At 37.1% G+C, this 20216-nt stretch carries 14 protein-coding genes and 1 pseudogene; 11 read left to right on the top strand and 4 right to left on the bottom strand.

Annotation, left to right across the window (positions count from 1 at the left end; translation table 11 throughout):
* Nucleotides 1–63: 63 nt before the first annotated feature.
* Nucleotides 64–1017: a helix-turn-helix domain-containing protein gene (locus tag AC3XNE_RS04155; RefSeq protein ID WP_489833368.1), complete on the bottom strand. Its 954-nt coding sequence runs from the start codon at nt 1015–1017 to the stop codon at nt 64–66.
* Nucleotides 1018–1225: 208 nt separating this feature from the next.
* On the opposite strand from AC3XNE_RS04155, the gene AC3XNE_RS04150 reads away from it, so the two are divergent.
* The 3 genes from AC3XNE_RS04150 (at nt 1226) to AC3XNE_RS04140 (ending at nt 5927) form a co-directional block, all read left to right on the top strand.
* Nucleotides 1226–2629: an MFS transporter gene (locus AC3XNE_RS04150; RefSeq protein WP_489833052.1), complete on the top strand. Its 1404-nt coding sequence runs from the start codon at nt 1226–1228 to the stop codon at nt 2627–2629.
* 37 nt (nt 2630–2666) lie between these two features.
* Nucleotides 2667–4640: a glycoside hydrolase family 127 protein gene (locus tag AC3XNE_RS04145; protein ID WP_489833051.1), complete on the top strand. Its 1974-nt coding sequence runs from the start codon at nt 2667–2669 to the stop codon at nt 4638–4640.
* A gap of 327 nt (nt 4641–4967) precedes the next feature.
* Nucleotides 4968–5927 (top strand): IS30 family transposase, encoded by a 960-nt coding sequence (locus AC3XNE_RS04140; RefSeq protein ID WP_010500073.1) that lies wholly within the window; start codon nt 4968–4970, stop codon nt 5925–5927.
* 14 nt (nt 5928–5941) lie between these two features.
* On the opposite strand, the gene AC3XNE_RS04135 is transcribed toward AC3XNE_RS04140, so the two are convergent.
* Nucleotides 5942–6835 (bottom strand): ArsR/SmtB family transcription factor, encoded by an 894-nt coding sequence (locus AC3XNE_RS04135; protein ID WP_489833050.1) that lies wholly within the window; start codon nt 6833–6835, stop codon nt 5942–5944.
* A 231-nt stretch (nt 6836–7066) separates the two neighbouring features.
* On the opposite strand from AC3XNE_RS04135, the gene AC3XNE_RS04130 reads away from it, so the two are divergent.
* From AC3XNE_RS04130 to tnpA, 4 genes are all read left to right on the top strand, one after another.
* Nucleotides 7067–8041 (top strand): glycoside hydrolase family 43 protein, encoded by a 975-nt coding sequence (locus AC3XNE_RS04130; protein ID WP_489833049.1) that lies wholly within the window; start codon nt 7067–7069, stop codon nt 8039–8041.
* 5 nt (nt 8042–8046) lie between these two features.
* Entirely contained in the window at nt 8047–9312 is a 1266-nt protein-coding gene (locus tag AC3XNE_RS04125; RefSeq protein ID WP_489833048.1) for an oligosaccharide MFS transporter, read from the top strand.
* 132 nt (nt 9313–9444) lie between these two features.
* Complete coding sequence (arfA, locus tag AC3XNE_RS04120) at nt 9445–10884, top strand: arabinosylfuranosidase ArfA (RefSeq protein ID WP_489833367.1); 1440 nt, start codon at nt 9445–9447, stop codon at nt 10882–10884.
* Between the two features lie 248 nt (nt 10885–11132).
* On the top strand, nt 11133–11612 hold the full coding sequence (gene tnpA / locus AC3XNE_RS04115) for an IS200/IS605 family transposase (protein ID WP_489833047.1): 480 nt from the start codon (nt 11133–11135) through the stop codon (nt 11610–11612).
* Between the two features lie 103 nt (nt 11613–11715).
* On the opposite strand, the gene AC3XNE_RS04110 is transcribed toward tnpA, so the two are convergent.
* Nucleotides 11716–12804 (bottom strand): GntR family transcriptional regulator, encoded by a 1089-nt coding sequence (locus tag AC3XNE_RS04110; protein WP_489833046.1) that lies wholly within the window; start codon nt 12802–12804, stop codon nt 11716–11718.
* A 392-nt stretch (nt 12805–13196) separates the two neighbouring features.
* On the opposite strand from AC3XNE_RS04110, the gene AC3XNE_RS04105 reads away from it, so the two are divergent.
* From AC3XNE_RS04105 to araA, 4 genes are all read left to right on the top strand, one after another.
* Nucleotides 13197–14582 (top strand): sugar porter family MFS transporter, encoded by a 1386-nt coding sequence (locus tag AC3XNE_RS04105; protein ID WP_489833045.1) that lies wholly within the window; start codon nt 13197–13199, stop codon nt 14580–14582.
* A gap of 12 nt (nt 14583–14594) precedes the next feature.
* The gene (locus AC3XNE_RS04100) at nt 14595–16208 is read left to right on the top strand and encodes a xylulokinase (protein WP_489833044.1); all 1614 of its coding nucleotides are present in this window, start codon (nt 14595–14597) and stop codon (nt 16206–16208) included.
* A gap of 13 nt (nt 16209–16221) precedes the next feature.
* On the top strand, nt 16222–16953 hold the full coding sequence (locus AC3XNE_RS04095; protein WP_489833043.1) for an L-ribulose-5-phosphate 4-epimerase: 732 nt from the start codon (nt 16222–16224) through the stop codon (nt 16951–16953).
* A 121-nt stretch (nt 16954–17074) separates the two neighbouring features.
* Nucleotides 17075–18499 carry an L-arabinose isomerase gene (gene araA, locus AC3XNE_RS04090; protein ID WP_489833042.1) on the top strand — a complete coding sequence of 475 codons (1425 nt, stop codon included), beginning with the start codon at nt 17075–17077 and terminating at the stop codon, nt 18497–18499.
* 381 nt (nt 18500–18880) lie between these two features.
* Here araA and AC3XNE_RS04085 read toward each other — a convergent pair.
* A pseudogene (locus tag AC3XNE_RS04085) lies at nt 18881–20215 on the bottom strand (PTS transporter subunit EIIC).
* Nucleotide 20216: the final 1 nt, after the last annotated feature.

Here is a 20216-nt window from a genome sequence, read left to right as displayed (position 1 = left end):
AATCGTAGATGAAGTGCCCCCTAATTGTTAGTCATAGAAACTAACAATTAGGGGGTGTTTTTATTATCTCTTTGCGAAATCACCATTATTAGGGACGAATTCAATGTCATCTTCTATCCTTTTAGGTATAGGAATTTGTGGATCGATATGCGGATTGTTTAAATGTACCAAGTTATAGCTTTTGCGGTAGTTAGTTGGGGTTACACCGCTACTTTTTTTAAATGAACGCATAAACACTTTAGAGTTATTGAAAAAGGATTCAGAGGCTATTTGTTTTATCGGCATTTTTGTCCGGATTAATAAAAGTTTTGCTACATTTATTTTCAAATCAGTAATGTACTGTTTAGGTGTTATGCCAGTACCTTTTTTAAATAATCTTGTGATATAGTCAATGTTTAAATTAAACTGGTTTGCAATTTCTTCAACTGTTAAATCAGCACTAATGTTTGCACGGATCCATTCTTTTACTTGACTAATTAGATTATCTATTTCGCTTGTTTCTTTTTGTTCAGTATATATTTTTGATAGTTTCACTAGCAGAGCGGTTGTGAGATAGTCTCGCTCATCAATATAAGAAAAACCATTTTGTATAGATAGTATCTTGTAAAAATCCAGCATTACGGAAGAGAAGTTTTCAATATGAAAACATGCGGGTAAGATGATCCTTTGTCTGTGAAAATCGGTTTTTTTTAAAATAGTTAAGTTTTTTTCTTTGTTTGCGATAAAATTATTGTTCTCAAATCTTGAGAAAAAGTGCAACCAATAAAAGTCAATATCATTTGAAGATTCTTTATAGCCTACCAGGCGTGTAAAGGGTGGGACCAGCAAAAGATCGTTTTTTTTGAGTACTATTTTTTCAGAACCGAGTTCTAAAAATAATGGGCCCTCAATACAAAAGATGAGTTCATAGTCACCACGATGATACATTTTACGGTGTGCCCATTGGCTTTTTGAAGTAAACTCTCCCCCTTTATAAAATAACACGGGCTGAGTCAGATCAAATGTAAAATAACGCATCACAAAATGGGCCTCCTTTTTTAAGTCATAGTCGGAAAACGTTACTAAATGTCATAAATAAGGGACAAATCAATAAAACAGAAAAGTAAGAAGTCGAAAAAAGTAACCTTTTTACAAATTATAGACCTTTAAAGCGCTTTTTTAAATAGCTATACTGAAACTGTTAACGATTACAGACCCGGGTAATGATATGTTGGAGGTTTAAATTATGAGTTTGAATACAGGAACTGATAATGCTTTAGATGACGAAGTGGGTACGATAAAGGATGGCGATCACCTTCCTTTTCACCGTAAAATAACGTACGCTTTCACTGATGGCGCAGGAAATTTATTGTACTGTATCATTAGTACTTATATGCTTTATTTTTTCACAGATGTTTTTGGCTTGTCTGTTGGACTAGCGGGTACATTATTACTAATAGGTCGGTTTATTGATGCTATTGGAGCTCCGACAATGGGAATTTTAGTTGACCATACAAATAGTAAATATGGTAAAAGCCGGCCTTGGTTTTTATGGATGGCTTTCCCTTTTGCAATATTTGTTTGGTTACTTTTTACGACACCCAACTTATCAGGAGGAGCAAAGGTTGCCTATGCTGGTATCATGTATGTTTTAGCTGATTTATCTTATACTGCTGTTTCTACACCAATTACATCTGTTTTGCCTAACTTGACAAATGATACTGATGAAAGAAATTCTGCTAATTCTATTAGAATGGCAATGGGAAATGTGGGGAACTTTTTTGCTGTGACATTTATTATTCCCTTAGCGAGTTATTTAGGAAATGGAAATAACCAAAAAGGTTGGTCATTAGCAGTTGGTATTTATGCAGTTGTTGCTTTAATAATGTTAATTGTGGCTTTCGTGGATATGCGCGAAAAAAACCTAGAAAGTGAGAAAATCCTTAGCATTAAAGAAAGCTTTAAAGCTGCTAAAAATAATTGGCCGTGGGTTTTTATCGTTGCTGGTAATTTGCTTTATTGGGCTGCTTATATGGTAAGAAATTCATCAATGGCTTATTATTTTCAATATAATATGGACAGTAAAGGTTTAATTTCCGTTTTTAATGGATTTTCTATTATTCAGGTACTTGGCATGTTAGCGGTCCCATACGTAGCGAGGTATTTGCATAAATGGGGCGCAACAGCTTTGATGCTTGGGTTAACTATTATTGGTCAAATTTGGATGGGATTTTCCGGAAACAATGTAATAATGCTACTTATTGGTTGGTGCATTGCTTGTATTGGTGCTGGTAGTGCTTGTACAATGTTCTTTGCTATGGCTTCAGATACTGTTGACTATGGTGAGTGGAAAAATGGAATTCGCGCTCCTGGTTTTTTAACGGCAATTGCTGCTTCTTTTTGTATTCAAATGGGATCTGGTTTGGGTTCTTATATTTGTTCGCAAATTTTAAAAATTTTTGGTTTCGTCGCAGGGCAACAACAAACTAGCCAAAGTTTATTCGGAATTAGATTGACCTTTATTTGGGTCCCAATTGTTATTTATGCAGTTGCTTTGATTATAATGATTTTTTATCGTAAATGGGAAAAACACGAGGCGGTTGTTAATACTGATTTAAGACAAAGACATGTAGAACAAGCACGAAAGTAAGAAGTATACTACTATACTAGGAGGGTTTTAATTGAGAATGTCTACAACGGATTCAAATATTAAAAATGTAAAGGTAACGTCGAAATTTTGGAATAGGTATAGAAAATTAATTGTTAAAGAAGTTTTGCCCTATCAATGGAAAGTAATGAATGATGAAGCAAATATAAATATTGCTTCTGATCCTCAAAACGTAGGTATCGATAAAAATAGTCATGCAGTTGCGAATCTGAAAATTGCGGCTGGAGAGATGAAAGGACATCACTATGGTTTTCCTTTTCAAGATACGGATGTGTATAAGTGGCTAGAAGCGGCTGCCTATAGTTTTAACTATCAACCAAATGATGATTTAAAGAAAATCACTGATAGTTTGATTGACTTAATTGCCGATGCCCAAGATGATGATGGTTATTTGTCAACATATTTTCAAATTGATGCGCCAGAACGTAAATTTAAAAGATTACAACAGTCGCATGAGTTGTATACAATGGGACATTATATTGAAGCAGGGGTAGCATATTATCAAGTAACTGAAAATAAAAAGGCTTTAAATATAGCCATAAAGATGGCAAATTGCATTAATGATAATTTTGGAGCTGAATCAGGTAAAATTCACGGCGTTGATGGTCATCCTGAAATTGAATTGGCTTTAGCGCGATTGTATGATGTTACGAAAAAAGAAAAGTATCTTGATTTAGCTCACTACTTTTTAACTGAACGTGGGAAAGATCCAAGCTTTTTTGATAGACAAATTGAAAAAGATGGTACTTCTGAAGATCGTGATATTATCCCAGGCATGCAAGAGCAACCCTTAACGTATTACCAGGCAGCAGAGCCAATTAAAGATCAGGAAAAGGCCGATGGGCACGCAGTTCGAGTTGTGTATTTATGTACTGGTATGGCACATGTTGCACGTTTAACGGGAGACAAGGACTTATTAGAGGCTTGCAGCCGTTTCTGGAATAATATTGTGAAAAGAAGGATGTATATTACTGGCAACATAGGCTCAACCACAACGGGCGAAGCATTTACTTATGATTATGATTTGCCAAACGACACTATGTATGGTGAGACTTGTGCGTCTGTAGGAATGGCTTTCTTTGCCAAGCAGATGTTATCGATCAATTCTAAGGGCGAGTATGGAGATATTTTAGAAAAAGAATTATTTAATGGAGCTCTAAGCGGAATAGCATTAGACGGGAAGCATTTCTTTTATGTGAATCCGTTAGAGGCGGATCCAGTAGCTTCACAAAAGAATCCAGGCAAAACACATGTGTTAACCCATCGTGCAGATTGGTTCGGTTGTGCTTGTTGCCCTGCTAATCTTGCTCGATTGATTGCCTCGATAGATCAATATTTATATACAGAAAAAGAAGGCGTGCTACTAAGCCACCAATTTATCGCAAATGACACAACTTTAAAAAATGGAACAATAATTAAACAAACTAATAACTTTCCCTGGGATGGAAAGATTAATTATAAAATAGAAAATAGCAATGAAGACTTCAAATTTGGAATTCGAATTCCTAGTTGGTCACAAGATAATTTTACTTTGAAAGTTAACGGTCAAGAAAGTTATATTGATAGTGAAGATGGTTTTATTTATATAGATGTCATGTCGAAAGAACTGAATATAGAATTGACTTTGGATATGGATGTCAAGTTTATGAAAACTAATAACTTGGTTAAGGATAATATAGGAAAAGTAGCGTTAATGAGAGGTCCACTAGTGTATTGTGCAGAAGAGGAAGATAATAATGCACCTCTATGGCTTTATAAGATATATACTAATAAAGAAGTTGACGTTAAATATAAGAGTAATTTATTAAAGGGGGTTGTTTCAATTGCTGCTTATGCGGAAAGGGAACAAGAAGACTCTGAAAGAGGCTCATTATACACAGAAGAAAGGAGTAAAAAAAATAGTTTAGAAACCATGTATTTAATCCCTTATTATGCTTGGGCTAATCGATCCAACGGGCAAATGATAAGTTGGATCAGAGAAAAGAATAGCTGAAATGCAAAATATGTTCGTTAACAAGAGAATGTATGAACATATCTTGATACAAAAAAGACTAAAATAATAAAGTGCTCCATAATTTTAGACTTCTACTTCTAATAATTATGGGGCACTTTACATATTTATTTTTTCTGTCACCTTTGTTTGTATTTCAATTAAAAAAATAACGGATTAAATTTGTTCAAAATTAAGAAAACAAATCTTTTTTAGGATAGAAATAGACATAAATTAATCTAACCGTCGTTTGTAAAATTAAGTTAGAAATAAAAAAGCCATTTGTGGTAGACTTTTGAATATCCCTAATCAAAAGAGAGGTAACCACAAATGACTTATAAACATCTTACCACACGTGAATTAACCTTTATATATAATTTTTGGAAACAAGATATTAAAGCCTATCATGCCGCTAAAGCTCTTAAACGTTCCAGCGAAACCGTTTATCGTGTTTACCGGTTTCTAGATGCTGGTAATTCAATTAGTCAATTTCAAGAAAATCATCGAGTTAATAAAACTCATTGCGGTCGAAAAGCAATTGAATTACCAGAAGATGAAACCAAATACATTAAGCAGAAACTCGCATTAGGTTGGACCCCTGATACGATTATTGGTCGAGCTGAGATACAGATCAGTTGTAGTATGAGAACCTTATACCGACTTTTTCAAAGAGGTGTTTTCAATGTGAAATTGTTGCCAATGAAAGGTAAAAGGCATCCAAATGGTTACGTTGAACGGCGTGGTAAAGCTGGCCGACTCGGCAGAAGTATTTATCAACGCTATCAGGATTATCCTCATTTTCAACATGAATTTGGTCATTTAGAAGCAGACACCGTCCAAGGCAAAGCACATCAAGGTGCAGTTATGACCTTAGTTGAGCGTCTCTCCAAAGTTGAAATCATTTTAAACATCCAACAAAAATCGGCTGAATGCGTTAACAAACATCTTAATCAATGGTTGTCCCAACAGCCAAAACACCTTTTCAAGTCAATTACTTTTGATAATGGTAAAGAATTCACTGGTTGGAAAGAAATCGCAAATAAGCATGATATTAGTACTTATTTTGCCGAAGTTGGGGCTCCTAACCAGCGTGGCTTAAACGAAAATAATAATGGACTAATTAGACGAGATGGTCTCAACAAGAGCATGGATTTTCGCAATTTACCAAATGCTTTAGTTCAACAAGTCAGTAGCCGGCGTAATCATATTCCAAGAAAATCATTAAATTATAAAACACCAATTGAGGTATTCATGGAAAACATCACAGATAAACAGCTATGTTATTTCTAACTTAATTTGACATTTCAAGAACTATAAAATACTTTCATCTGTATGTCTTGATTGTAATTACCGAAGCCCTTACCAAAAATTGTACAGCCACCTTGATGTTTAGCGTTCTCCCTTATAGAAAACTTGAGAGTAATAGAACTATCTCTCCAATCTATATCTGAAGTTGAAACATTAGTGAATGGTTGACCATCTAAGTAACTTCCATGATTAGTGATCCTCAATAATTTGAGGATGCCGTATTGATTAACGTTATCTGGCACCCATAATGGTGTATATTTACCGCGAGTATCAGAAAAATCCCCAGGGCTTGTCCAAGTTCCAACTTCTATACCATTAATAGAAAAAGTAATGTCTGATGGCCAAACGTTATTTGAAAAAGGAAACTCGGAGCCTAATTCCATGGATAGATCGACCATTTCTAGTTTATCGTTTTTATCAAGATAATTCGGAAATCTGTATTCTATAAAACCTTCATTCCACCAAATCATCCCGGCGTTAACCCTTTGAGGATCCATGAAGTATCCAGGATTATCGACCTTACCGATGTAATCTTCTTTTCCAGCTAAGCCACAAGAAGGCGTGACTGAAAAGTTCGTAAATTGTCCCACAGGTAGATTAGTGGTATAGACATCAAAGGCGGGGTAAATAATCTCTGGAAAACGTATGTTTATATTATCGACCTTTAAAAAAGAAACTTTATTATGACCAACTTTTTCAAAACCAATAATACCAGCATTAGCGAGCTTGTTTAAATGCATCAGGATAATAGTGCTACTTAAATTTAAAGAAGAAGATAGCTGTTGGACACTTAATTTTTTATGTGAAAGTTTCTCGATAATATCCAATCGTACTGGGCTTGCTAAAGCTTTATAAACATCTAAAGAACGTTCCGATATATCTAGCTCCACATTATTACCAACCTTTTTGTTGTTTTTTATTTTAATAACATTGTTTTTGTTTATATTATTCTTGTTTTGAGTTAAATGTCAATATACAGAACACATAAATATTATTGTTATAATAAAAAAACAAAAAAATAAACGAAAAGAATATTGTAATCGGTTGCTAAAGTAATTACTATGAAAAGCGTGCACAATATAGCTACGTAGAAATTTCGTTATTGGGAGTGTTCAAATAAAATGGAAAGACAGTACGTTAGCCCTCTAATTATTCAAAGGGCAGACCCTTATATTTACAAACATACAGATGGTTACTATTATTTTACTGCTTCGGTCCCTGCCTATAATCTAATTGAGATCCGTCGCGCAAAAACAATCTCTGCTTTGGCTTTTGCGGCCCCTAGGACAGTTTGGCGAAAACATGAAAGCGGTCCAATGAGTCAATTGATTTGGGCACCGGAAATTCATTATATTGATGGAAAGTGGTTTATTTATTTTGCCGCTGCTGAAACGACAGACTTCGACGAGAATGGAATGTTTCAACATAGGATGTTTTGTATTGAATGTGATGCAAAGGATCCGATGGAAAGTGAAGATAACTGGATAGAACACGGTCAAATAAAAACGTCAATTGATTCATTTTCATTAGATGCGACTACTTTTGAAGCAAATGGGAATTTATATTATGTCTGGGCCCAGAAAGATCCTCAAATTAAAGGAAATTCAAATATTTATATTTCTAAAATGGCAAACCCCTGGACCCTTGAAACAGACCCAGTTATGTTAACAAAACCAGAATTTGAATGGGAAACAAGGGGATTCTGGGTTAATGAAGGACCAGCCATTATTCATAAAAATGGAAAATATTTCTTAACTTATTCAGCTAGTGCAACTGATGAAAATTATTGCATGGGGATGTTAAGTATTGATGATAACGCTAACGTGCTAGATTCAGCAAATTGGAAAAAAGAAAAGCAGCCTGTATTTCAAAGCGATTTATCCACTTATCAATATGGTCCAGGCCATAATTCATTCACCATTGCTGAGGATGAGGAAACTGACGTTTTAGTTTACCATTGCCGTGATTATACAGACATTAAGGGAGATCCTTTGTATGATCCTAATAGACATACTAAAGTTCAGGCTTTTTCTTGGAATGAAGACGGAACACCGAATTTTGGAAAACCAGTACCTTATAATTATCAGGAGGTTTAATTGGAATGAAAAAAGAAGCAAAAAGAGGCAATTATTTTTGGGGATTTCCATTCACTGATTTTAGCTATTTCTTTATTTGGGCTACTGTTAATGGATATTTGACTTTATGGATGGAAGAAGTGGGACACCTTAACGGATCCCAATCTGGACTTGTTTTTTCGATGATGGCCGGAATTTCACTTCTATTTCAGCCATTCTTCGGCGTTATTTCGGATAAGCTACTTTTTAAAAAGAACTTAATTTTGACAATTTCTGGTGCTGGTTTGTTAATAGGACCTTATTTTGAATGGTTATTTTTACCTTTAATGAAAATTAATTCTGGATTGGTAGCTATTGTAACTGGTATTTTTCTAAGTTTTATTCTAAATGGTGGCGTAAGTGTTATTGAACAGTATGTACAACGCGCAAGTTTAGCAAATGGCTTTGAATATTCACACGCTAGGCTAGGTGGATCCGTTGCCGGCATCGTGGCCGCTTTAGTTGCAGGTAGACTGTTTCTATGGAAGCCAAACGCTATTTTTTGGAGTTGTTCAGTTGCAGCTTTAGTTTTGGTACTTTTATTAGTGTTTAGTGATAAGATTAATATGGAAAACGCTTCTGCTGCTGGAGATACTTCCGAATCTTTGGATTTGAAGACTATTGGTACTGTTTTTAAAAATCCAAACTTTTGGGTTCTATCTATCTTTTATATGGGTGCTGCCGCGATTTTTGATGTTTTTGATCAACAGTTTATTATCTTTTTTAAAACATTCTTTGATACAGCTGCTCAAGGTACCCTTGTATATAGCTATATGAGTTCTGCACAGACTGTGATTGAATTTCTTTTGATGTTTCCAATGCCTTGGATCATTAACAAAATTGGTTCACGTAACGGATTAATTGCCTATGGTTTTATTACTTGTGTCAGAATTTTAGGTTCAGCATTGTCACCTGCATGGGGATGGGTCGTCTTCTTCAGGTTATTAGCTGGACTAGAAATGCCGCTCCTTCTGACTTCGATTATGAAATATATTGCAGGTGCCTTTGATATTCGTGTTTATGCTACTGTGTATGCGTTAGCGTCCAATTTTGCTAAGCAAATTGCTGTATTCATATTCTCATCAGCTGCTGGTACAATGTACGATAGTTTAGGATATCAGCATACTTATGTTATTATGGGAATCGTGGTCTTTGTTATTACCTTGCTGGCTGCTTTCTTGCTTAAAAAAGAAGATCCAGTTCAAGCAGGTGAAACAGAGAAAATTGATACGAGTGCCGGTAAGGTTGATTGAACTTAACAATTTATTGGCAGTTTATTATTAGGAAAGGATAATCAGGTTTTTGAAACTCAATGAGGAGTGATTGTTATTAAAACGATTTTAAATGTTGATAAAGATAAAGTAATTGGAAAAATTGATCCAAGAATGTGGGGTTCTTTTACTGAGCATGTTGGAAGGTCTATTTATAATGGGGTTTATCAACCGGACCATCCATCTGCTGATGAAGATGGATTTAGAACAGACGTTATTGAGGCAGTAAAAAAATTGAATGTGCCATTAATTCGCTACCCTGGAGGAAATTTTGTTTCTGGTTATAATTGGGAGGATGGAATTGGTCCCAAAGAAAAACGCCCCACTAAGTTAGACTTAGCCTGGCAAAGTATCGAAATTAATCAATTTGGATTACATGAATTTATTAAATGGTGTAAAAAGGTAGGAGCAGAGCCTGATATGGCCGTCAATATGGGTACTCGGGACATAGATGCAGCCAGAAATTTAGTAGAGTATTGTAATTTTCCTAAAGGGACATACTGGAGTGATCTTAGACGTAAAAATGGTGCCGAGGAGCCTTTTAATATCAAAGTTTGGTCTATTGGTAATGAGATGGATGGAGACTGGCAGATAGGACATGACACTGCTGAGGAATATGGCCGCGCCGCGCACGAAACAGCTAAAGTAATGAAATTAATAGATCCAAGTATTGAGTTAGTGGCTAGCGGAAGCTCTTTACGAACAATGGACACCTTTGGCACGTGGGAAGAAACGTTGCTAGACTATGTTTATGATAATGTTGATTATCTTTCCTTGCATCAATATTATGATAATTATGATAATGATATTGATAAATTCTTAGGATGGTCAGAGGACTTTGACGGCTTTATAAACGATGTGGTGTCCATTTGTGATGCCGTAAAAGCCCGGCGACATAGTGATAAAAAGATTAATTTGGCGATGGATGAATGGAATGTATGGTATCATACTAAAAAAGCTGATGTTGAGCAAGAACCATGGCAAAAGGCTCCCCATTTGTTAGAAGATCATTATAACTTCGAAGATGCTTTATTAGTTGGGGCATTAGCAAATGTGTTAATGGAACACGCCGATAGAGTTAAAATAGGGTGTTTAGCTCAGTTAGTAAATGTTATTGCGCCAATTATGACTAATAACGATGGGTCACCTTCTTTATGGTACCAGTCTATTTTTTACCCGTTTATGCAGGTGTCAAATTATGGTCAAGGGTATACTTTGGATGTAAATAAAGAAGTTTCGTCCTATTCGATTAAGGGACAAAAATATTTATCTTCTAGTTCAACTGTAGTCTATAACCCAGAGTCTAAAGAAATAGTCGTTTTTGTAGAAAATAAGACTAAAGAGCCGATGGATTTCGAAAGTAATTTCACCAATTTTCAATTAAATAATGTAGTTGAAGCAACCAAATTTTGTGGTTATGATTTGAAACAGACAAATGAAGATCAAGATATGAAGCTTGAAAAACTTGGTGAAGTAGACGTATCTTCAAAACAGATCGTAGCACGACTACAGCCTTATTCATGGAATATGATTCGTGTTTCTGTAAAAGAATGATTTTTCTTCAGAATTGTATGATTTAATTTTTATGTAATAGTTACGCTTTGACGTAGGCTTTAGCTTAATGAAAATAGTATGAGATTTCTAAACTCTAAAAATCTCATACTATCTTTTTTAGTACGATGCTAATAAACCACACGTTATACGTGTGCGACTCGAGAAGCTTCTAGCAAAAAAGACCTTCCTTCAGCTAAAATAGTTAGTGGCTACCAACCGCTAACTAAAGAACGAAGGGAGATCTTAAAGTGTCTAAAGACGATAGTAGCTTAGCACATACGAGGTGGAATTGTAAATATCATTTAGTATTCACACCAAAATATCGTAGAAAAGTTATTTATAATGAAATTAGGAAAGATATAGGACAAATACTGCGACGGTTATGTGAAAATAAAGATGTCGAAATTATTGAAACTCATGCAATGCCAGATCATATTCATATGTTGGTCAGGATCCCACCAAAATTAAGTGTTTCATCGTTTATGGGATATTTAAAAGGAAGAAGTGCGGTATTGATTCATGAGCGTCACGCTAATTTAGTCTACAAATACGGTAATAAGAGAGGATACTATGTCAGTACAGTTGGTCTTAATCAAAAAACAATTCAAAAGTATATACGTGAACAAGAATCAGAAGATCGTCTAGAGGATAAAATGACGAAAAGAGAATATTTAGACCCATTTAAAGACGAGGTAAATAAATATAGAAAAAATAAAAAGTATAAGTAAGGTAGCATAAAAGCATTGGCGGTTGGCAGGAATTTTCTGGGCCTCTTTCAGAGGCTATGCCACAGGTCAAGCCCTTTTAGGGCATACCAAAAAACCTCCAGTTCTACTGGTGGTTTTTTTCGATCTTTCGTACAGAATTACGTAATTGTATTTTAGGGTGATGGACAATTGTTTTTATTTTCTTTCCTTTGATCACAGCTAAAATCCCTTCACCGGCTTCTTGTCCGACTTTAGTACGCTGATAGTTCATGGTCGTCAAGCTAGGACTAAGGTAAGCAGAGGAATCAAAATTATCGAAACCAACCAATGAAATGTCTTGTGGGATAGATAAGCCCTGTTCTTTTAATTTGGCGAGGACTTTGATGGCCAGTTGATCGTTATAGCAGGCGATCGCAGTCGGATGAGAAGTATCCCTGAAGTAAAAGTCGATTTTTTTGCTAACGACTTCGAAAGGATCATGGGAACTATACATAATAATACTACTGTCTGAGGGGTCGAGCGACATTTCTTGATAAGCTTGTATAAAGCCACTCATTCGGTGAACACCTTGACGGTCATCAACTTGAAAGACCCCAAGGACCTCACGGTGGCCCATCTCCAAAAGATATTTAACCAATTTTTTCTCAGCTTCGGTGTCGGCGTTTAAGATCCCGGGTGCGTCTAATTCAGGATATTTTGCATTGATAAATAGTAAAGGTATCTTATTTTTGGTGATTTGCTGATAAATATCCAAATTCCTGTTAGGCTTGGCACTTTCACTGGGCTCTATTATTAAGCCAGCAACTTGTGAGTCGAGCATCTTGATAAGACTCAAGCGTTCCTTTTCTGGATCATTGTGTGTGTTAGCCAGTAGAAGGGAGTAGTTTTCCTTGCCGATAACGGTGTCAATTTGAGAGATCACTTTAGGAAAGATGTAGTCGGCAATGTGTGTACAGATCAAACCGATCGTTTTACTTTCGGTGTTTAAATTCCATTTTTTGTTCCATTCTTCAACATACATTCCGCTACCCTGGATCTTATAAATAAAATGTTCATGTTGCAGCTCTATTAAAGCCTTTCTAACCGCATAACGGGAAACATTAAAAGCTACCATCAATTCGGTTTCAGTGGGTAACTTGTCGTTCATTTGATATGATCCAAAAGTAATTTGGTTCTTTAGTTTTTCTTTGACTTTAATAAAGTCACTTTTCATTTCGTTTAACCCCATAATTCATTTGAATAAATTTAAATCAATAAAAAATTGTCTGCAAATATTTTATTTTATGTTTTTAGGATAACACAAGCAAACCGGTTTGTGAAAACACTTTTTAAATAAGTAGTTGTGGGATTTTTTGGTACTATAAATTTCAAATGACTATTTAAAACTAATAGGCTAAAAAAATAAATAATTGTTTCACAAAAGAGAAAGCCTTGAAATGTAAAGGGTTACACCCGTTTTGTTCCACATATTTATGCGAATGAATTTTTAAGAGGGTGGAATCATTCGCATGAAATATTTATTATTATAAACGGTTACAAAGAACGGATAAGCTTTATTGCAAACGTTCTAAAATTAATAATTTTTGATTTAAGGAGGAAAGTTCCGTGGCTCAAGAAAAAAAGATCTCGAGTAAATATATATATTTCTTCGGTTCCTTTGGAGGTATTTTATTTGGCTATGACATTGGTGTCATGACAGGTGCCTTGCCTTTTTTGCAAAACGATTGGAACTTAACTAATGCTTCGATAGTTGGTTGGATCACATCCGCGGTCATGTTTGGTGCGATTTTCGGAGGATCTGTTGCTGGACAGCTATCTGATAAGTTTGGTCGGAAAAAGATGATCTTAGTTTCGGCAATAATTTTTGCTATATTTTCACTTCTTTCAATGGTGTCACCGAATAATGGATCTATCTATTTGATCATTGTCAGGATCTTGTTGGGGTTGGCTGTTGGTGCAGCGTCTGCTCTGGTACCCGCTTACATGTCTGAAATGGCTCCGGCCAATGCACGTGGAAGCTTATCAGGTTTGAATCAGACGATGATCACGACTGGTATGCTTTTATCTTACATTATGGACTTCCTACTCAAAGGTCTTCCTCAGGAATGGGGCTGGCGTGTAATGCTTGGTTGCGCTGCTATTCCAGCTGCAATTTTATTTTTGGGTGTGTTGAAGTTACCAGAATCACCTCGTTTCTTGATCAAGAACGGCAAGCGGGATGAAGCTCGAGAAGTTTTGTCTTATATCCGTAAGGATGACAGTGAGATCGATCGGGAAATAAAATCGATCGAAGAAGCTTCAAAAGAAGAAAATAAAGTAGAACAAAAGACATCTTGGGCAACGTTGTTTAGTGGTAAATACCGATATCTGGTTATTGCGGGTGTTGGTGTTGCTACATTCCAACAATTTCAAGGTGCTAATGCGATCTTCTACTATATACCCTTGATCGTTGAGAAGGCTACTGGGAATGCTGCAAGTTCCGCCTTATTGTGGCCTGTTGTTCAAGGTGTGATCTTGGTTTTGGGTTCATTATTTTACATTGCGATCGCTGAAAAAGTTAAACGGCGGACCTTGTTAATGCTTGGTGGTACGGTAATGGGCCTATCATTTATTTTGCCGTCACTATTGAATATTATGATCGATAATATGAATCCGATCACGATCGTTGTTTTCTTGTGTATCTATGTTGCATTTTACTCATTTACTTGGGCACCTCTGACATGGGTCATTGTTGGTGAAATGTTCCCACTTGCTGTTCGTGGACGTGCTTCCGGTTTAGCTTCTTCAATGAATTGGGTCGGTTCATGGGCAGTTGGTTTGATCTTCCCAATTATGACAGCTGCAATGTCCCAAGAAGCAGTTTTTGCAATTTTTGGTGTGATTTGTTTAGCAGGCGTCTTATTTATTCATTACCGTGTTCCTGAAACACAGGGCCATACTCTGGAAGAGATCCAAGAAGCTGGAATGAATCATGGAAAAAATAAAGACTAGGAGGTAGTTTGAATGAATATCGCTGAAACAGCCAAAGAGATCCAGGCTGGCAATACGGCCTTAGGGATCGAGCTTGGTTCGACACAGATCAAATCAGTCTTAGTAACAAAAGAATTTGAACCAATTGCTTCAGGCAGCTTTCTATGGGAAAACAGCTTGAAAGACGGCGTGTGGACCTATTCTTTAGATGAAGTTTGGGATGGGATCAAACAAAGCTATCAACAAATGGCCGCTGAAGTCTCGACTAAGTACCATGTTCAAGTTGAAAAAATCGGCTCGGTCGGTGTTAGTGCAATGATGCATGGTTACCTGGCATTTGATAAAAATGATGAATTGCTGGTCCCATTTAGAACATGGCGTAATACGATCACCGAAGATGCTGCTGGTGAGCTAACAAAATTGTTTGATTTTAATATTCCGTTGCGCTGGAGTATAGCTCATCTATATCATGCGATTTTACAAAAGGAAGAGCATGTTAAGGACGTTGATTTTATCACTACTCTAGCTGGTTATGTTCATTGGCAATTATCAGGTAATAAAAACATTGGTGTTGGTGATGCTTCAGGAATGTTTCCGATCGATAAAGAGGGGCAGTTTGATCAAGACAAGATGGCCCAATTTGATGAGTTGGATCTGGTCAAACAATATTCTTGGAAGCTGCAAGATATTTTGCCAACAGTTTTGAAGGCCGGGCAAAGCGCTGGCAACTTGACAGAGACGGGGGTTAAATTACTTGATCCCTCTGGTAAGTTGCAGGCGGGCAGTGTTATGGCACCACCTGAGGGTGACGCAGGGACTGGTATGATCTCGACTAACAGTGTTCGGTTACGGACTGGTAATATTTCGGTCGGGACGTCTGAGTTTTCGATGGTTGTATTGGATAAACCGTTGAAGAAAGTTCATAGAGATATCGATATTGTTCAAACACCAGATGGACTGCCAGTTGCGATGGTCCATATCAATAATTGTTCGTCTGATATTAATGCTTGGGCAGGTGTTTTCAAGGAATTTGCTGGACGGTTAGGCTTGAACCTTAAACCTGATGAACTCTATTCGACCTTATTCTTGGACACTACAAAAGGTGATCCAGATGCTGGCGGTGTAGTCAATTATAGCTATCTCTCAGGTGAACCAGTTACCAAAACTGAAGAAGGTCGGCCGTTATTTGTCAGAACGCCAAACAGCAATTTTAATTTGGCAAACTTTATGACAGCACAGTTATATTCAGCTTTTGCACCGCTTAAGATCGGAATGGATATTTTGACCAATGAAGAAGGTATTACGACTGACGTGATGATCGCGCAGGGTGGTTTGTTCAAGACACCAGTCGTTGGACAACAAATTTTGTCCAATGCCTTGAATTTGCCGATCTCAGTTATGACAAACGCTAGTGTTGGTGGTCCTTGGGGCATGGCTGTCTTAGCGCAGTATGTTGCTTCTGGAGCACAGAGTTCCTTGGCTGATTTCTTGGATACTAAAGTCTTCTCGAGTTCAGAAACAATGACATTGAGCCCAGAAAAATCTGGTGTTGAAGGTTATGAGAAGTACATTGAGCGCTATCAAGCAGCACTACCAGTAGAAGATAAAGCATCTGTTTTAGAAGATCCGGTTGAAAAACAACAATAAGAGGTGAAGTGAAATGTTAGAAAAATTAAAGCAAGAAGTTTATGAAGCTAATATGCAGCTTCCTAAATTAGACTTGGTTACCTTTACATGGGGTAATGTTTCAGGGATTGACCGTGACAAGGGACTATTTGTTATCAAACCTTCAGGCGTGGAATATGACAAATTAACTCCTGATGATATGGTGGTCGTTGACCTAGACGGAGAGGTCGTTGAAGGCAAGCTGAACCCATCTAGTGATACTCCGACACACACCGTCTTATATAATAAGTTTCCAAATATTGGCGGAATAGCGCATACTCACTCTCCTTGGGCAGTTTCCTTTGCTTCTGCTGGGGTCGATGTTCCAGCATTAAATACCACACATGCGGATACGTTCTACGGACCAGTACCTGTTTCAGATCCGTTATCGAAAAAAGAGATCGAAGATGCCTACGAAGAAAATACCGGGAAAGTGATCGTGCGAACTTTTGAAGAACGCGGAATTGATGAAGATGCAGTACCAGCTGTCTTAGTCAGCCAACATGGTCCGTTTACTTGGGGAGCAACTGCAGATAAGGCAGTTTATAATTCCAAAGTCCTTGAGGTGGCTGCTGAGATGGATTATCACGCCTTGCAGTTGGCTGGGCATGAGCAGATCGGTGTTCCACAGTATTTGTTAGACAAGCACTATTATAGAAAACATGGTAAGAATGCCTACTATGGTCAGGACAATGCACAGTCGCAGTCACATGCCAAGCGTAAATGAGCGGCTGAAGCTCGAGTGTTCATAAAATATGTGTATCAAATTTAAAAACCGAGTGGAATGTTTTTAGCCAATTATAACTACAAAACAGGAAACTCAAATAATAATCTAAGGAGTGTTTTTAATGTTATCAGTACCAGAGTATGAATTTTGGTTTGCTGCAGGTAGTCAACCTCTTTATGGTGAAGACACATTGAAGAGTGTGGCTGAAGATGCTAAGAAAATTGTTGAAGGTTTGAACGAAAAGGGTAATTTGCCATATAAGATCGTCTTTAAACAGGTTTTGACAGATGCAGATGGTATTACAAAGTTCATGAAGGAAGCTAACTATCAAGATAAGGTTGCTGGTGTGATCACATGGATGCACACATTCTCTCCAGCTAAAAACTGGATCCGTGGTACAAAGCTGTTGCAAAAGCCATTGTTGCATCTGGCTACGCAATATCTGAACAATATTCCGTATGACACGATGGACTTTGATTATATGAACTTGAACCAAAGTGCTCATGGTGACCGTGAATATGGTTACATTAACGCACGTTTAGACAAACGTAATAAAATTATTTATGGCTACTGGGGTGACGAAGAAGTTCAAAAAGAAATCGCTGACTGGGAAGACGTTGCAGTTGCTTATAACGAATCATTCAACTTAAAAGTTGTTCGTTTTGGTGATACGATGCGTGACGTTGCCGTTACAGAAGGTGACAAAGTTCAGGCTCAGATCCAACTTGGCTGGACAGTCGACTATTATCCAGTTGCTGACTTAGTTGAGGAGATCAACAAAGTTACTGAAAAAGAAATTGATGCAGAATACGAGGATTTGAAGAGCAAGTACGAATTAGTCCAAGGTGATAATGACCCTGAAAAATATGAACATGCAGTTCGTTATCAATTGAAGCAATACATTGCTATGAAACGTTTCTTTGAACGTGGAGGTTATTCAGCATTTACTACCAACTTCCAAGACTTGCATGATATCGAAGAGTTGCAAGGATTATCAGCACAATTATTGATGCGCGATGGCTATGGTTTTGCTGGTGAAGGTGACTGGAAGACAGCCGCATTGTTGCGGACATTCAAGATCATGACACACAACAAGCAAACAGCCTTCATGGAAGACTATACACTTGATTTGCGTAAGGGACACGAAGCAATCCTTGGCTCACATATGCTTGAAGTTGACCCTTCGATCGCATCTGAAAAACCACGTGTTGAAGTTCACCCATTGGATATTGGTGATAAAGAAGATCCCGCACGTTTGGTATTTACAGGTTCAGAAGGTGACGCTATTGATGTTACAATGGCTGATTTCCGTGACGGATTCAAGATCATTAGTTACCCAGTTGATGCAAACAAGCCTGAAAAGGAAACTCCACATTTGCCAGTTGCTAAACAATTGTGGACACCAAAGGTTGGCTTGAAGCAGGGCGCTACAGATTGGATCCATGCTGGTGGTGGCCACCATACGGTATTCTCATTCACTGCTAGTGAACAGCAAGTTGTTGATTTGGCAAACTTGTACTGCGCAAATTTAGTAGAAATTAAGTAAACGACATTTACGGAGAATTGTTTCACGTGAAACAACTTTCGTCAGGAATCTAGACAATCAACTTGCAACGGTCGAATCATAAGGGTAAACAGGACAGTCTTTTAAAGGGCTGCCCTGTTTTTAGTTTAAAAGATAGTTAAAAAGTTTGGCTGTTTGTGTACGTCACTCGCATGATTGATCGACAGGCGGTGTCTGTAGTTTATATTATTTGCACATATTGATGTGGTATTATTTTAAGCTGCTCAGCACTAAATATTAAAAGCTCCCTTACAGTAGAACATAGGCTTTTGAGCCCATGTTTTACTATAAAGGAGCATTTCATAATACTTTATGTTTTTTACTTCAAATTTAAGAGACTCTAATACCAGTATAGTTATATACTTATTTTTCTTCTGCCAATAATTTTTCATCGTAAAGTTTAAAAAATGGATAGTAGATGACGATCGACAAAAACAAATTAATAAAAGCCAGTAGAACAGCTGCAATATTTCCGTTTGTCCCTAACCAGGCTCCCAAACCCACGGGTAAGATCCATGCGATCGCAGACTTAACAATTCCGACAAGGCCTAGTTTGATCGCAAAATACGTGAGTGAGGATGTGACCAAAGGGTTGATCAAGAATGGGATCATTAAATATGGGTTATATACTATCGGTGCCCCAAATATTACTGGTTCATTAATATTAAAGATCGCTGGTAAGATCGCAGTCTTGCCCAAAACGCGTAATTGTTAAGATTTTGCTTGAAAACTCATCAATAACACTAGCCCCAAGGTACCACCAGCACCGCCAATGAAGATCCACATGTTGATAAAGTCACCTGCAAAAACATTATGAGCACCATTAACATTTTCGGTCAGTGCCACTAGTAAGATCGGGTTAATAAAACTATTTTTAATGATCGCAGTTCCATGGATCCCAACTATCCATAGTAAATGAATTAAAAGCAAGATAATCAACATGCCTATCCAAGAGCCAGTCAAATGTTTAACAAATCCGAAGGGGACAGATAGTAACGCATGCAGGTCAGTATGCATAAATCCTAGCAACGTTATGATAAGGATCATAGTGAAAGCGACTAAGATCAAAGGGATCAGTGAAGCAAAGGACCGGCTCACTCCATCCGGCACGCCTTCTGGCATCTTGATGGAGAGGTTCTTGTTAACACAAAAACGGTAGATTTGAACTGCCAAAACGCCCACTACTATTGAAATGAAAATACCTACCCCGCCAAAACGAGTGATCCAACCATCTGTAAGAGCTGTTCCGTTAACTGTTCCTGTACCGTTTTTAATAGCTACCGAAAGTCCTGTAGCAGTTCCGTTTTTCCAGATGATCGATGGGATAGTCATAAGAAAAGCGAAAAGCGATAAAATTGCTCCTGAAAATGAATTTAGCTTTTCTTCACCAGCACGCCGATATTCCTCAACATAATAGTATCCAACAGCCAATGAATAGTAAATTGCGATCGATCCAAGTGCCATGGTATTGCCTAACGAATAGAATGCGCTAAAGCGAAGAATTGTTTTATTAAGGAAATCAGCAGCAAAGGGGAAAATTTGCGGTAAGTTATTAATAATTAAGAAAATTGAAGCCACAATTGTAAATGGAACTGCCGTTAAACTAGCATTCATGATCCCCTTGACTACCTTAGTATTAGCAGCTTTATTCAAAGGAGGAAGCAGCCTTTTTTCTAAAAAAGCAAAAAAATTATTCATG

The organism is Ligilactobacillus sp. JN-6 (Y).1 (assembly GCF_058111525.1).
Note: the sequence above shows the minus strand (reverse complement) of the source record. Positions and strands in the feature narration are given on the sequence as shown.